Annotated in this window: 12 protein-coding genes and 1 pseudogene; 9 read left to right on the forward strand and 4 right to left on the reverse strand. The window is 33.9% G+C overall.

From position 1 onward, the window contains the following. Positions 1–10 precede the first annotated feature (10 nt). On the forward strand, positions 11–724 hold the full coding sequence (locus tag ACQ4M0_RS00285) for a double zinc ribbon domain-containing protein (protein ID WP_438456421.1): 714 nt from the start codon (positions 11–13) through the stop codon (positions 722–724). Between the two features lie 115 nt (positions 725–839). Here the strand turns inward: ACQ4M0_RS00285 and ACQ4M0_RS00290 are convergent. Continuing rightward, positions 840–1,121, reverse strand: a pseudogene (locus tag ACQ4M0_RS00290) (transposase); the annotation flags it as partial. 481 nt (positions 1,122–1,602) lie between these two features. On the opposite strand from ACQ4M0_RS00290, the gene ACQ4M0_RS00295 reads away from it, so the two are divergent. Both ACQ4M0_RS00295 and ACQ4M0_RS00300 read left to right on the forward strand, forming a co-directional pair. Then, entirely contained in the window at positions 1,603–2,661 is a 1,059-nt protein-coding gene (locus ACQ4M0_RS00295) for an ankyrin repeat domain-containing protein (RefSeq protein WP_438456422.1), read from the forward strand. A 317-nt stretch (positions 2,662–2,978) separates the two neighbouring features. Further along, entirely contained in the window at positions 2,979–4,316 is a 1,338-nt protein-coding gene (locus ACQ4M0_RS00300) for an AAA family ATPase (protein WP_213863953.1), read from the forward strand. Positions 4,317–4,672: 356 nt separating this feature from the next. Here the strand turns inward: ACQ4M0_RS00300 and ACQ4M0_RS00305 are convergent, their stop codons facing one another. Beyond that, entirely contained in the window at positions 4,673–5,629 is a 957-nt protein-coding gene (locus ACQ4M0_RS00305; RefSeq protein WP_213863789.1) for an IS5 family transposase, read from the reverse strand. A gap of 281 nt (positions 5,630–5,910) precedes the next feature. Here ACQ4M0_RS00305 and ACQ4M0_RS00310 point away from each other — a divergent pair, with 281 nt between their 5' ends. From ACQ4M0_RS00310 to ACQ4M0_RS00335, 6 genes are all read left to right on the forward strand, one after another. Further along, positions 5,911–9,114, forward strand: a complete 3,204-nt coding sequence (locus ACQ4M0_RS00310; RefSeq protein ID WP_438456423.1) for a glycoside hydrolase/phage tail family protein — start codon at positions 5,911–5,913, stop codon at positions 9,112–9,114. An 88-nt stretch (positions 9,115–9,202) separates the two neighbouring features. Next, positions 9,203–10,348 carry a hypothetical protein gene (locus ACQ4M0_RS00315; protein ID WP_264376766.1) on the forward strand — a complete coding sequence of 382 codons (1,146 nt, stop codon included), beginning with the start codon at positions 9,203–9,205 and terminating at the stop codon, positions 10,346–10,348. 203 nt (positions 10,349–10,551) lie between these two features. Then, complete coding sequence (locus ACQ4M0_RS00320) at positions 10,552–11,700, forward strand: hypothetical protein (RefSeq protein WP_265025019.1); 1,149 nt, start codon at positions 10,552–10,554, stop codon at positions 11,698–11,700. Positions 11,701–11,805: 105 nt separating this feature from the next. Next, entirely contained in the window at positions 11,806–12,630 is an 825-nt protein-coding gene (locus ACQ4M0_RS00325; RefSeq protein WP_007302637.1) for a hypothetical protein, read from the forward strand. 120 nt (positions 12,631–12,750) lie between these two features. Further along, positions 12,751–13,578, forward strand: coding sequence for a hypothetical protein (locus ACQ4M0_RS00330; protein WP_438456424.1), 828 nt, complete (start codon positions 12,751–12,753; stop codon positions 13,576–13,578). A gap of 210 nt (positions 13,579–13,788) precedes the next feature. Then, on the forward strand, positions 13,789–14,745 hold the full coding sequence (locus tag ACQ4M0_RS00335; RefSeq protein WP_213863789.1) for an IS5 family transposase: 957 nt from the start codon (positions 13,789–13,791) through the stop codon (positions 14,743–14,745). A gap of 300 nt (positions 14,746–15,045) precedes the next feature. On the opposite strand, the gene lipA is transcribed toward ACQ4M0_RS00335, so the two are convergent. Beyond that, the gene (gene lipA / locus ACQ4M0_RS00340; protein ID WP_007302639.1) at positions 15,046–15,918 is read right to left on the reverse strand and encodes a lipoyl synthase; all 873 of its coding nucleotides are present in this window, start codon (positions 15,916–15,918) and stop codon (positions 15,046–15,048) included. After that, the gene (rpmB, locus tag ACQ4M0_RS00345) at positions 15,911–16,225 is read right to left on the reverse strand and encodes a 50S ribosomal protein L28 (protein ID WP_007302640.1); all 315 of its coding nucleotides are present in this window, start codon (positions 16,223–16,225) and stop codon (positions 15,911–15,913) included. The genes lipA and rpmB overlap by 8 nt, the downstream gene beginning before the upstream one ends. Between the last annotated feature and the right edge of the window lie 28 nt (positions 16,226–16,253).

A 16,253-nucleotide genomic window follows, 5' to 3' on the forward strand; every position in this document is an offset into this window, starting at 1 on the left:
TATTTAATTCATGAATCTTCTCTTATTAAAAAAAGCTACAGATCTCATATTTCCAAACGTATGCGTAAGTTGTGAACGTATAATTGATAAAAGTTATGATTTATGTAGTGAATGCAATAAAAAAATCAATTTTTTAACTAAGCATTACTGTAATGTTTGTGGTGTAGTAATTCCAGATAACATTGATACATGTGGTAAATGCATCAGTAACCCTTCACCATTTAAAGTATTAAGATCAGTTTTTGCTTATGATGAACATAGCAAAAATATGATTATAAATTTTAAATTTTTTGATAATTTAAATTATGTGAAAGTCTATGCAAAGTGGATGTACAAAACTAACAAAGACATATTTCAAAATGCAGAGGTCATAGTTCCCATACCGCTACATAAAATACGCTTATTTAAACGTAAATATAATCAAGCAGCGTTGCTCGCGAAGGAATTAAGTAAGTTATCTAATTTATCTAATTTATCTTATACACCATTTGCAATAAAACGTATTCGTCACACCAAATCTCAAGCTGGTCTTTCACTTAAACAGCGTGAAAAAAATTTGAAAAATACTTTTAAAGTAAGTAACAGCGAAATTATCAAAAACAAAATCGTGATATTGGTTGAGGATGTAGTAACAACTGGCGCAACCGCAAGGTCTTGCTCTCAGGAAATTTTAAACTCTGGTGCAAGAGAAGTGAGAGTGCTATCGCTTGCAAGAACTGTATGAAAATCAGCTTTAAGGTATAATTTTCATTTTTGAAAACTGTTTAGTGTCTTAGTACTAACTTCTGTATCATTCCTCTTAAAAAAAAGTCTAGTTATAGTGTATACGGAGTCTATAATTATAGCTCTTTTTCTAATAGTTCGAATAGCTGAATATTCTTTCTGGCTAAATTTTTTATAACAAACCAATGGTTTGATTAAAATCAGGAGAATATGGAGGCAGATATATAACTTCAGCACCGACACTTTTAACAAATTCACTTATTTTCTATGAAAAGTTGCATTATCCAAAATCACCCAACAAAAAGCTTGAACTAGCTATTAAAAACGTCTGTATCGCAATAGCCTTCAAAAATCATAGGCGCCATAATTTTTCCCTTATTCAAAGCTGCAATCATATTTTTGAATACTCACTGCATTCAGAAAAAAATAGGTACATGCTAGTGTAATAGCACTGGATATAATAATTGGAACAAGTAAAAAAGCCTCTATTAGTTTTCTTATAGAGCTGGCTGGTTTAATGCTGTTATTATTCAATGATGCAAAATAATTTTCACTAAGGTTGGCCATCCATTTTGCGCCAGATAAGACCCTCTCACTATTTTTTAGATAAGTTGACTTGTATTTGCTTTCCCATGTTTATAATCATGCTAATAATAAATATGATAAGATCAACATAAATTTTTTACTTCCGTGTTTTTTCTGTTGTTGTTTATAATTGCTATAGTTACATCACATATTTCTTCCAATTAAATGTATCAGTTATTTATTGTAAATTACTGACTTTTTCAGTGGTTTCTTTTTCTAAATAATTCCTAAAAATGTGTTTACTTTTGTTTGTAATTGTGTAGTAACTGCAACGTAAAGTTATAGGAGGTAAAGATGGATTTTGAAAATCTGAAAAAGATATTAAGTGCAATTGATAAAGATGCAAGTGTAAATAAAGATAACGTAATTAATAAAATAAAAGAGGTATTGCGAAGGGAAGATACAATAGCGTATCAAGAGTGGGAAAATAAAAATTTTAGTATAAATCATACATTCATCCAAAGTGATCCTGATGCCGAATTTACATTATTAATTGCAGCTGCAGCATCTAGCTGTAAGGATTTAGTGAATGTTTTATTAGATAGGCATGCGGATGTTCATGTAGAAGATGAAAATAGAGAGACTGCTTTGCATCATGCCGTTTATAGTAGATGTGTAGGTGTAGTAAATGCTCTACTAAAAAAAGGTGCTGATGTTAATGTAAAAGACAGAAGTGGTAGTACTCCTTTGCATTATGCTACTATATATAAATTCATAGATGTAGTAAATGTTCTACTAAAAACAGGTGCAGATATTAATGTAAAAGATGAAAATGGTAGTGCTCCTTTGCATTATGCTACTTTAAGTAATCATGTAGAGGTAGTAGATGCTCTGTTAGCTGAAGGCGCAAGTGTTCATGTAAAAGATAGAAATGGTAGTACTCCTTTGCATTATGCTGCTAAAAATGGCTATTTAGAGATAGTAGATGCTCTACTAGACAGAGGTGCAGATGTTTATAAAAAAGATAGTTTGCAGAAAACTCCTTTGTATTATGCCATTATAAATCACCAAGAAGATACGGTAGAGAGTATAAAAGGGTTTTTAAAAAATAAAGTAGTTCAAGGTAGTGTAGTTGTTGGTGGCTTAGTTGCCATGTTAGGGAATTTTGTAACATCGACGCTTTTTATAACCGAGACAATGGAAATTACATTAACATCTGTTACGGCAGCAATAGCTGTATCTGCATCAACAGCATTAACATCTGGTTATGTTAAATATCTAATGTCAAAATTCGATAACGAAATAAAAGAAATAAAAGAGCGACAAAACGTAATGGAAGGGAGGCAAAGCTTAACAGAAGGGTGGCAAAGTGTAGATCTACAAAGCATACGTATACATAATGCTCTTTCGTAAATTTTTACTTCCGCACTTCTTTAGTGTTGCTTATGATAACTATAGATTCATATTTTAATTAGAGGCTTTAATTACCTACTTTAAGTTATTGAATTTCTTATCATAGCATCTGTCATTCCAGTACCCTGGAATGACAGAAAAAGAACACTGAATTAAAAATACAACATACCATCTTATATCTTAATACTGCATAATACCTCGATCATAGATTGATTAAGGACACCTTGAGTTATCTCTTTAATTAGTCTTGATTTACTATGAAAAGCTTGTACTCTTTAAATGTATTATTTATAAATTAACTGTTTATAAGCTAAAATATGTCTAGTAGAGCTAATATACCTTTTTTTATAGCTGGTGCTATTGCTTCTCTTACATTAATTACATCTGGAGTTTTTGCTGTAGCTCCTTACGTTGCATTTTTATCTTCAGTTGCAGCTTTAAATATAGCTCCCCCTGTTATTTTTATTTTATTTGCGCTTTCTGCAGTAGTAATTGTGTTTTCATATAAAATGATTAAACAAAATAAAAAATCTCAAGAAAACTCGAAAGCTGAAGTCGAAGAGCCGAATAAAGGGTTAAGGAAAGAAGAAAATAAGCTAACTCCAATTAAAGAAGAATTAGAAGATGGAAAGGATAAAGAAAATAAATACGGGTTTAGTGGTCTAGAAGAAAAAGTTCATAGAATTTTAGAGAATTTTGTAACGAAAGATGAAGTGAATGGGTTAAAAAAAGAGGTTAGTGACCTTTCTGCACAGTTAATTAATAGTACTGCAATAGATGAAGTAGAAGCAAAGCTGAATATGGAATTTTACGCAAAAGGTGAAGAAAGAGGGTGGAATACAACATTTAGTGATATTATATTACCAAATGACATAAAAGAAAAATTGAAAGGGATTTGTGAGTTACAAGGCAGAGGATATCTCTTGTACGGTCCACCAGGAACTGGTAAAACTAGTATTAGTAAGGCAATTGCAAATCAAACTAAATCTCTATCTGCGTTTATATCTATTTCTGCATCTTGTTTGTCTAATAAATCGAATATAGATCAAATTTTTGAGAAAGCAGAGACAAACAGTCCGTGTATAATTTTTATAGATGAGATTGACGGCATTGGCAAAAAGCGCACTTCCAGTGAAAATGCAGGACCTTTAACTCATTTACTCACTAAATTGGATCGAGAGTTTTTATCCTCAAAAAATATAACGGTAGTTGCTGCAACTAATCATAAGAATCATTTAGATCCTGCGCTTATTAGGGGTGGTCGTTTGGAGTGTATTGAGGTTCCTGGGCTGGATAAAGACGATACACGTCAAAAAATATTACAAGAACGGCTCATCAAAAAGTTAAAAGATAGCGATATGAAAATTCTTGTACAGGCTAGTAAGGGATTCTCAATGGCAAATCTGATTTGCTTAATCGATAAAATAAGCGAAACTACAGAAAAGGAAGGCGAAATAAAATATCTTCGCACTTTCTGTAAAAATTTCAAGAAGGAGCATAACATAAAAGATGAGCCAGATAAGAAATATAGTAACGGGAAAACTAAAAACAAGGATATAAGGCTATCATCTGGAAGCTTATCTAGAAGTTCATCAGTAAGCTCTTCATTAAGTGATGTATCTTCTCGAGGAAGTAAGTGGCAAATCGAGGAATAAAGAGAATTACTACACAGTCTGGTCATGCAAGTCGAATCATGTCATTCCAGTGCTTGACAATAGTTTTTATCCAGAAGGAACTTCTAAAAGGGTGTCATTCCAGTACTGGAATCTAGGAATTTTTTGAGCATGCAAGTTGTGCCAAGTTTTTTGTTGGTAAGAAAGGCTGGATCCCAGTACTGGGATGACAGGAAGAGGGCTACTCGGGTGACATCGAAGGGGCTACTTGCATGACAACAAAGGGGCTACTTGCATAACTCAAATTCAAAGAAAAATCATTTAATGTCATTCCAGCGCGTAACGCTGGAATGGCTTTGTTGCACAGCTCTTCGGATAGTGGGTAATGTATAATAAATTCATGAAGCTATATCAAACTTAGCCATGCCTATTTCAGTAAATTTGTTAAGCAAATAACACTTGAGTAGCAGTTCCTTCTCACGATTAATCTCAGATTTATTCCTAAAACTAAATCCAAATATTTGCTTCAGTCGCGAGAAAAAACTTTCTATATAAGATCTCTTCCAATAATTTATCTCTTTTTTCCACCTCTTCATACCATCTTCATCATATGACTTTATGAGCTTGATTGTAGAATTTCTCTCATTCATATAATCCAACTTTGGATGCTCTACTGCATTATTTTGCGGAGGAATCCTTGTCTTTATGTCAAGCTCATCGCACAGTTTGTATAACTTCTTTCGATTATATGCCCTATCTGCATATATCGTGCTTATGTTATACTTGGTATCCACTCTTTCAATAAGATCACAGGCTCCATAGTGGTCGGAATAAACTCCACTACTGTATTTTGCAGCTATAACTTTTTTACTACCTATCTCTAGCATTACATGTAGCTTTCTTGTTTGCTCATAGCGGCGATACTTTCTATCTGTACCATTTGCCTTACTATGGCCTGGAATATTATTGTAGATGCTGATACCTGTACTATCTATAGCAATTTCAATATCTTCCATATCGTTCTTATCAACTCTGCAGTCGTTGATTTTGATATTAAGCTTTTTAAACCTTCTTGAAGCCTGCGAATAGCTGATAATTTGCAAAATTTTCCCTATTTGCTCAAGATATTTCTCTATAAATCCCACTGTTTGCCTAAGACCAATCCTGAATAGATAGGTTATTATGTGAATTAGAATCACTACTTTGTCGCTGTAGACATTGTTGCCACCTGCTACTTTTGGACTATTTTCGTACCAATTTTCAATGGCATCGTTGATATAATGAAAAACATTTCCCCTTTCTTGAAGAAATTTGTTATATTCATTGCAGTTACTGACTTTCATTCTTATTGGCATATTTTTCCTTTGTCGGCTAAATATCTATTTTATAACAAATTCCATCAGTAACTGCCTGTTCTTTCCTTGAGTGGTGCAACAAAGCCCGCTGGAATTCAGAAATAAAGAACAATGGATCCCAGTGTCAGCTACTCGGATGACAGGAAAAGGGCTACTCGGATTACATCCTTTTTTTCCTGGATACCAGTCGCATGACACTACTATATAGTAGGTCCCAATTTTATCCCAGTCTGGGATCTTCTTTCAAAAATTCAAAACAATCTATTAAAAAGGAGAATATTATGTCTACAATAATTTTATCATCAATTTTAAGTAAAGCGGGCAGTATTTTTGGGCCAATTGGCCAGATTGTTGGCTCAGAACTCGGTGCTCTGCTTGGTGCACAGCTTGATAATGCAATATTTGGTCTTGATGCCGACCAAAAGATAACGCATGGGGCGAGGCTGAAAAATCTGCAAGTTCAAACCTCAACTTATGGCAAAGCAATTCCAATTATCTATGGCACTGCTCGCATTGCTGGAAACATTATTTGGTCACAGCCAATAAAAGAGGAGGCGATAACCACTCAAAATAAAACAGGAAGAGGTATAAATATTACATATAACTACTATGCAACACTCACAATTGCAATTTGCAAGGGGAAAGTAGAAAAATTAAATAGAATCTGGGCGGATATAAAATCGCTTAGTTTTGATGAAATAGATTATACTTTTTACCACGGCAGAGAAGACCAAAACCCTGATCCGTTTATGTTATCAATCGAAGGTGAGAAGAATGTACCAGCTTATAGAGGAATATCTTACATAGTCATCAAAAATTTCCCTTTGGCAGACTATAGTAATCGTGTTCCGGTGTTTACATTTGAAGTGCAAACTGCACTGAAGCTCAATGGATTCTCAGTAGCAGAAAACATTAAAAATATCAATATCATACCAGGTTCAGGGGAGTTTGTGTATGATACGAAAATACAGAAGAAAATTGCACGAGAAAAAATAAGCAGTAGTCAATATATTCCCTATGGACCGGTACAAAGAGTAAATCACAATAATCACACAAAAAAGAGCGATGCTATGCTTTCTTTGGACCAATTGAAGGAAAGTTTACCAAATGTTGAATGGGCATCGGTAGTGGTTAATTGGTTTGCAAGCAGTTTGAATATCAAAGATTGTAAAATATATCCTGCAGTTGAATTTCAAGACGATTCTGCTATAGTGCCTGATGATTGGCAAGTGGGAAATATAACCAGGGATAATGCCCAGCTCATTTCAAAAGATAATCATGGCAATCCAAGATATGGTGGTACAGTTAGCGATGCAGCACTAATAAGATATATAGAAGAGCTGCATAGCAGAGGTTATAAGGTGATGCTCTATCCAATGCTCTTGCTTGACACAAAAAACAAAGAGTGGCGAGGAAAATTGAGCGGTACTCCTCAGGATATAAGTGATTTTTTTGAGAATCAGTATAGCAAATTCATAGAGCATTACACAAGCATTGCCAAACAAACTAAAGTGGAAGGGTTTATTATTGGTTCTGAGTTTGCTCAGCTTACCAGAGTAAAAGATGCGAAAGGCAATTATCCTGCAGTAGCAGAGCTAGTTAAAGTTGCAAAGCAAGTAAAATTTCAGCTTGGAAAAGAAGTAAACGTAACTTACGCTGCCGATTGGAGTGAGTATCATTCATATGATGGTTGGTATAATATGGATGAACTATGGTCTTCAGAGTTTATCGATGTTGTTGGCATAGATGCTTACTTTCCACTCACCGATGGCCCAGAACCTCCTTTTGGCTATTCCGCGAAAGATGTAACGGGTGGTTGGAGCAGTGGGGTAGGGTATGATTATTTTTACGATTACTCAAAAAGTGATCCTGAGAAAATAAAGTATAATGACAGCGAATATGCGTGGAAAAATATCGAGAAATGGTGGAGTGAAGTTCATGTAAATTCAGGTGGTAGTAAAACAAAATGGCAACCAAAAATGAAGAAAATATGGTTTACCGAATATGGATTTCCCAGTATGAACGGCTGCACTAATGAGCCCAATGTGTTTGTTGATAAAGGTAGTATAGAGAGTAAATATCCACGATACTCAAACGGAGAGGTGAGCTTTCTTTCGCAGAAAACTGCAATCGAAGGAACATTAAAAAAGTGGCAAAGCTCAGAAATGGTGGAGAAAATGTTCCTCTGGGCGTGGGATGCAAGGCCATTTCCTTATTTCCCCAATTTATGTGACATGTGGGCTGACTGCCATAACTGGCAGACCGGGCACTGGATTCAGGGAAAAATTTCACAACTTAATGTTTCCGATGTTTTGTCTGATCTGTTGCAAAAGGTAGGTCTCAAAGGCGATCAGTTTGATACAAGTGATGTTAAAGGATTACTATCTGGGTATGTAATAAATGATCAGCAACCCGTACGCTCAATTATTAAAATGCTGCGAAGGTGCTATTTTTTTGATGTGGTTGAACAGAACTCAAAACTGAAATTTATTCAAAAGGGCAGGGGAGTGACAACTGGTATACCAGTTGACGAAACTGTTTTCAATCACAATCCCAAGCTGATACAGCTTAGTCAATTAGATTTAAACAATAGGATTAACATCGTTTATTTTAACCGCAATTTTGGCTATCCAATTGATGTGAAATATGCTGAACTGCCAAAGCAGGGCAATGCTGCAACAGTTGAAATACCTCTCATTATGGAGGAAGGGGAGGCGCAAAATATAGCTGAAGTTTTACTTTATTCTTCGTGGCAAGAGAGAAATGTATACAACTTTAAGCTCCCGATAAAATATGCATGGCTTTTACCAAGTGATGTCATAGCAATTTCAGATGGCGAGAAAAGACATACGATGAGAATTATAAAAACAAAGTTTGAAAGCATGTCCATTCAAGTAATGGGAGTTGGTTATGATCCCTCTATATACAAGCTCTCCTTTCCTTCAACAAGATCACTTATGCTTAAAGAATACCCTCCTTCTCACATCAGTAAATCTATCGTAGAAATGATAGATTTACCGCATATTAAAGGTAATATCGCAAGTTTTACTTTAATTAGTGAAGAGGAAGGTTGGAAAGGAGCAACACTTTTTATTTCGTATGATGATAAAAATTATAAGCCCATCGCGAGCGCAAATATACAATCTACTTACGGATATGTAATCGAATCTACCGATGAGGGAATTACAGTAGTGCTACGTTTTGGTAAGCTAGACGTCATGAATTCAACTGTGTTAGCGCTGGTTGGAAAAGAGGTAATAAAATTCCAAGATGCCAAGCTTATAGATAAAAATAAATATAAGCTTAGCAACCTAATTAGAGGTCAAGAAGGGACTAAGAAATATGAACACACTGCAGGTGAAAAATTTATTCTACTTGATGATTCAATAATTTCTTTTGAAGTGCAAAAAGGGAGAAAGTTTTATCTTAAGGCAGTCACTTACGGTGATTCATTAGATAATACGGAAACAAAAATTGTAAACTGAGAGAGCGTAAGTGAAATCTTAATGTCTACTTGTATTTTATTAAAAAATCCACTATATTATAAATATAGCAATATAGTAAGGTAAAATAATGATCGGTAATGTAAAAAAATTATCAAATGAAGCGCCAATAATACTAACATGGGTGCCAAGAGTACATGGTGCATCTTTACCTGATGGTAAAAACAGTGACCTTAATTACTTAGATATAATAAAAAATCATAAATTAATAAATAAAGAAGAGAGGGATATATATTTGATTATCAACGGTCCTGGATTCAAAGAAAATCAAATAGATGATTTAAAATGTGAACTGAAAGGAATTGAAGGAGTACATGTTATAGACTTGCATCAGTATGACTGGAGCGAAATAGATCAAGGATGGAAGATAGATGGTAAAGATACTAGTATCAAAGATTTCTTTAGAGATATGTATAACATGACAGGTGAACAAAGAACATACTTTGCTGTTGAAATAGATACTTTTAGATTAGTTGCTCTGGCACTCTTAAAGCAGTTTACGGAACATGAAGGTGGAATATATATAGACTTTGATTCTTTAAAAGCCATTGACACTCATATAGGGAAGGATATAACAATCCCTGAGGGAATATTGTTGGGACCGATTGTTGTAGGTATTAACGATAGTGGAAAAATCGTTTATACACAGTTAAATAATGACTTAATTGCGATAAATGATTTAAGCATAGCAGTTGATATCTTATCTAAGTATAAAAGTGAAATACTAAGTCAAAAAGAAATGTGCGGTAAATTAGTAGAGTATTTACCTTCAGCTATAATTAAACTAGGTGATTGCATCAGTATGCTTGAAAAAGAGGAAGAGATGAAAAAGGAAGAAGAGAAAGATGAAATAAAAAGGATTATCAAAGAAGTGAAGAATCAGAAAGAGTATGCAGAAAGGTGTGTAGAAGATTTAAGCAATGGTAGAATAGCGACGTTATATGAACAAGCTTTTTTTCCCTTCCTTACCCAATTTGGAGAAAATTTAGGTCAACGAAATGTTGTGAGGATAGTGCATGATAAATTAATTGGTCAAGAAGAAAGCAAATGGAAGTCATTTGCTTTTGGAGAGAACAATGGTAACTATTCTATGGGTCTAGTAAATAGTGATGTATCCTGGATGAAAGGAAAAGATCTATACCGTGAACGAGTAGATAATAAGCTGGAAGGAGCAGAAGTAGACAGGGTAGCAATGGGAGAGCTATCACTTATATAGCATTGATTAAAGAACTTTCTAGTATCGTCGATTCGGTGCTAGAAAATTCAGTAAAGTAGTTAAAATATTAGCTGAAAAATAATTTTCTTCGAAACAGTCACCTACATATAGAAACGAGAATGTTTAAGCCCCTAGGAGATTTTATTTGTACGCCGCTAAAATTTCATTATAATATGAGTATGTTAATGTGTTGAGGTAAAATAATGATCGGTAATGTAAAAAAATTATCAAATGAAGCGCCAATAATACTAACATGGGTACCAAGAGTATATGGTGCATCTTTACCTGATGGTAAAAACAGTGACTTTAATTACTTAGATATAATAAAAAATCATAAATTAATAAATAAAGAAGAGAGGGATATATATTTGATTATCAACGGTCCTGGATTTGAAGAAAATCAAATAGATGATTTAAAGCGTGAACTGAAAGGAATGGAAGGAGTGCATGTTGTAGATTTACACCAATACGACTGGAGCGAAATAGATACAGGATGGAAGGTAGATGGTGAAGACATTAGCATAAAGGATTTCTTTAAGAATATGTATAATATGTCAGAGGAGCAAAGGATGTATTTTGCTGTTGAAATAGATACCTTTAGATTGATTGCTCTTGCTCTTTCAGAAAAAATGACAGGAGAGAAAGGTGCAATATATATAGACTTTGATTCTTTAAAAGCCATTGACACTCATATAGGAAAAGACATAACGATTTCTAAGGGAATTTTGTTAGGGCAAGTTACTGTACATGTTAATCAAGAGAGCGGCAAAATTATTAAAACGGATTTAAATAATGACTTGATTGCAGTAAGTTGTCCAAGTATAGCGATTAATATTTTAGCTCAATATAAAAGAGAAATACTGAGTCAAGAAAAAATGTGCTATGAGTTGGCAGAACGTTTATCTCGGTTTATGCAAAGAGAAGAATCACAATTTTTTACCGCATGTAAAAGATTGGAAGAAGAACAGCTGTGGGATTATGAGACGAAGAGATTAGTGAGAGTTATTAAATACGGATTAAAGAAGATAGAGTGTACAATAGGTGATCTCAAAAATGGTGAGATAAGAAAATTATATGAGCCACGGGTGTTAAGGTATATGCAACATCCTGAAGTAAGTATGAATTTGGGTCAATTTTATACTGTAGAAGTAATTCGTAGTGAATTAATTGGTCAAGACGAAAGTAAACTGAAGCTGTTTTGCTTCGAAGAGGACAATGGCAATTACGTTTGTACAATAAATGGTGACCTATCTTGGGCTAGAGGAGCAAACTTATACCATAAACAGGTAAAAAGTGAGTTAGAAAAAGTACAAGTAGATCAGATGGAATTGGAAAATCTATCGTTAGAGTAATCAAGTGTAAACCGGAAAGTAACTCAGGTTACAGTTGATAGTCTATATTATTAAAAGGTTAATAGTTATATATATATTATAGTATAAGAGCTATTAATAGTATATATGTCAAAAAAAATGATTAATGAGTTGAAAGATAAGGCGAGGGAGAGGAGATATGCTGATTTGAAGTCTACAGAAAGTTCTGATTATAGAACATATAAGGATTTGGATATGGACTTCAATAGTGAATATGAATTTGTTTGTGACCTTGTTATTAATGGGAAGGCAATAACTAATGATTTCATTAAAAATTTATATTTAAAACATGAAAATCTCATTACAGAAGATAAGGACAAAAAAGGGAGTTATCGTCTGTTTCTTAAGCAAATCTTCACGGAAGTATTTGTACACGCCGGTGCAGCAGTTCCAAATGACTCTATTATGGAAGAATTGATAACTTATTATAACAGGTCTGGGTACAAGCAATTCTTTTCTTCTCAAAGTCAAGCACTTCGTTCTTTTGGATTGTGCATGTATTCATTCCACTATTTAATTCCTTCTTACAGAGAAAGGACCTGTATAAGTTGTGAAGATCCAAATTATCTGAAGTTCAGTTTTAGCGTAAATGATGGTATATATAACGGTAATAAAATTTTAGTATGTGATTTACAAAACTCAGTGGAGTTTAAACTAAAATGTGAAGGTGAAAATGTGATATATGAAGAAGGTAAGGTTTCTCTCACTATTCCTAAGGAGCTGAAAAATTACAAAGCAAATGATAAGAATTTGTTTGACGTTATTATTGAGTATTTTCAGAAATTTTGCGAAAAATTTGGATTTCACTTTTTTGAGGAAAATTTTGAGTATAATCTGGATAAGCCACTTGGAGTATTAAGTGATATAAATACAACCAAAGACAAGAATCTAAACTTGAAGAATTTAAAATAAGATATTGAAATCTCCGCTTTTTTTAATAAGGTGAGTATAATAAAAAGTAAATCAAGTTTTACAGAAAACCTTTACTTATGATGAAAAGTACGTAATACGTATATAATATAAGATTGTGATATGTCAAAAAAAATAGTTAACGCATTGAAATCTGAAGTAAAAAAGCTCAAGTATTCTGATTTAAAATCTATACCAATGAAATCAGGTGGTTGGAGTAGCATAAACTCTGGTTACAACACATATATTGACCTTGATAGATCACACAACCTTACTATCAACAAACAAAAAATAACCAATGAGCTTATCGAGGAGCTATATTCAAAACATAAAGATCTCATTTTAGGGAATGAAAAAGGGAAAAGAAACTATTGTTTGTTTCTTAAAGTAGTCTTTATGGAAATGTTTATACGTGTTGGTGCAATAGTTCCAAATGACTCTATTATAGAAGAATTGATAACTAGTTATCATCAAGAAGGATATAATCATTTTTTGTTTCTGCATTTATTAAAGGCTCTTTTTCCACTTGGCTTGCTTGTGTTAGATTCTGATATAATAATAACTTATAGTATGGATTGCCATAGTTCCAATTGTCTAAAACTCAGTTTTAGCATGGAATGTATAAGGGTACTTAGCAGTGATCTTGCTAGTGATATCAAAACACCAGGTTTTTACAGTTCAGTAGAATTTAAACTGAACTGTAAGGGTAGAAATGTAACATATGAAGATGGTAAAGTGTCTCTTATTATTCCGAAAGAGCTGAAAAATTATAAAACAAGTGGTAGAAGTTTGTGTGACATTACTATTGAGTATTTTCAAGAATTTTTTGGAAATTTGGGATTTAAATTTGAGACAAAAGTGGAACATAGTCTAGGGGAGCCACTGAAGGTGTTAAATGATGTAAGTGTGCTTTGCTCTCAGTTAGAATGTATCCGTTCAGCAGAGTGGTAAAATAAATTAGACGAAACTAATAAGTGGGTATCATGAAAATCCAGTCTTTTCATGCAAAAAAAAATGATGTCATTCCAGCGCGTGACCAGTTCTGATTGACTAATCAGTCTTCTGGATCCCAGTAGGCTTTGTTGCACCACTCAAGGAAAGAACAGGCAGTTACTGATGGAATTTGTTATAAAATAGATATTTAGCCGACAAAGGAAAAATATGCCAATAAGAATGAAAGTCAGTAACTGCAATGAATATAACAAATTTCTTCAAGAAAGGGGAAATGTTTTTCATTATATCAACGATGCCATTGAAAATTGGTACGAAAATAGTCCAAAAGTAGCAGGTGGCAACAATGTCTACAGCGACAAAGTAGTGATTCTAATTCACATAATAACCTATCTATTCAGGATTGGTCTTAGGCAAACAGTGGGATTTATAGAGAAATATCTTGAGCAAATAGGGAAAATTTTGCAAATTATCAGCTATTCGCAGGCTTCAAGAAGGTTTAAAAAGCTTAATATCAAAATCAACGACTGCAGAGTTGATAAGAACGATATGGAAGATATTGAAATTGCTATAGATAGTACAGGTATCAGCATCTACAATAATATTCCAGGCCATAGTAAGGCAAATGGTACAGATAGAAAGTATCGCCGCTATGAGCAAACAAGAAAGCTACATGTAATGCTAGAGATAGGTAGTAAAAAAGTTATAGCTGCAAAATACAGTAGTGGAGTTTATTCCGACCACTATGGAGCCTGTGATCTTATTGAAAGAGTGGATACCAAGTATAACATAAGCACGATATATGCAGATAGGGCATATAATCGAAAGAAGTTATACAAACTGTGCGATGAGCTTGACATAAAGACAAGGATTCCTCCGCAAAATAATGCAGTAGAGCATCCAAAGTTGGATTATATGAATGAGAGAAATTCTACAATCAAGCTCATAAAGTCATATGATGAAGATGGTATGAAGAGGTGGAAAAAAGAGATAAATTATTGGAAGAGATCTTATATAGAAAGTTTTTTCTCGCGACTGAAGCAAATATTTGGATTTAGTTTTAGGAATAAATCTGAGATTAATCGTGAGAAGGAACTGCTACTCAAGTGTTATTTGCTTAACAAATTTACTGAAATAGGCATGGCTAAGTTTGATATAGCTTCATGAATTTATTATACATTACCCACTATCCGAAGAGCTGTGCAACAAAGCCATCCCAGTATCAAGTACTGGGATGACAAGAGTAAAGAGGAAACTGGGATGACATTATGAAGGCCTAGCAATTTATGACGGTGTCATTCCAGCGCGTGACCAGTTCTGATTGCCTGGTCAGTCCTCTTGGTTTCAGTGTTAGGCTACTCGAATAACAGGTGTTACTGAAATAACACCGATGGGCTACTGGAAGGATAAGAGGCTACTTGAATGAAAAGAAAGGGAGTGCACATTTCTTTGAACAGATAGGTTAAATTAGGTTGAAGTTTTAGCAGCAGCAAGTCTGTTAAAATCTTCTTCAGCGTGGTACGATGACCGCGTTAATGGGCTTGATGCAACTACCAAGAAGCCTTTAGAATAAGCAATATATTTATAATGCTCAAACTCTTCTGGAGTAACATATCTATCAATTTTTGCATGCTTTGGAGTTGGTTGCAGATATTGACCAATTGTAATGAAATCAACTTCGGCGCTACGTAAATCATCCATAACCTGAAAGATTTCTTCTTTTGTTTCTCCAAGACCAACCATAAGCCCTGACTTCGTGAAAAGTTTAGGATTAATCTGTTTCACCATCTTTAGCAAATATAGTGAATGAAAATAACGAGCTCTTGGTCTTATTTTTGCATACAGCCTTGGTACTGTTTCGATGTTGTGGTTATAAACATCAGGTGATGCAATAGCTATTGCTTCAAATGCTCCTTTCTTATTTAAAAAATCAGGAGTGAGAATCTCTATTGTTGTTTCCGAAGTTATCTTTCTAATTTCTTCTATACACCTTATAAACTGATTTGCACCACCATCTGATAAATCGTCACGGTCAACAGAGGTAATGACAACGTGCTTTAAATTTAACTTTTTTATTGCTTTTGCTAAATTTTCTGGTTCATGAGGATCGAGCTTATCAGGAATGCCAGTTGCAACGTTGCAAAACGCACAAGCACGAGTACAAACAGAACCGAGAATCATCACAGTAGCATGACGTTTATTCCAACATTCACCAATATTTGGACACGCAGCTTCTTCGCATACTGTATGTAAGTTATGTAGCTTAACAGTGTTTAAGGTTTCATTGAATACTTTACCAGCTGGAGCTTTTGCTCTGAGCCATGTAGGCTTACTATGCATCTGAAACAGCTAGCTCTACCTCTTGTTTTGCTAAAACTTTCTTTAATCTTCTTTTTATCTTTTGCGCTTCTTTACTTAGTTTAATTGTTTTTGTGTTGAGCAAGAAAGCATCAAGATCACCTTTGTAATCTATAGTTCTTAAAGTTCTTGTCGCTATACGAAAGCTAAACTTTTTTTCTAATATATTACTCGTTAATGTAACTTTATGTAAATTTAAGAGAAAGGTACGCTTTGTTTTACGATTTGAGTGCGATACCTTATTACCAAAAGACTTTTTTCTATTTGTTAATTCACAAATTCTACTCACTTCAATATACCAATTTATCCTATGTAAC

Origin of the sequence: Wolbachia endosymbiont of Kerria lacca (assembly GCF_051602725.1) — a bacterium.
Classification (GTDB): Bacteria; Pseudomonadota; Alphaproteobacteria; order Rickettsiales; family Anaplasmataceae; genus Wolbachia.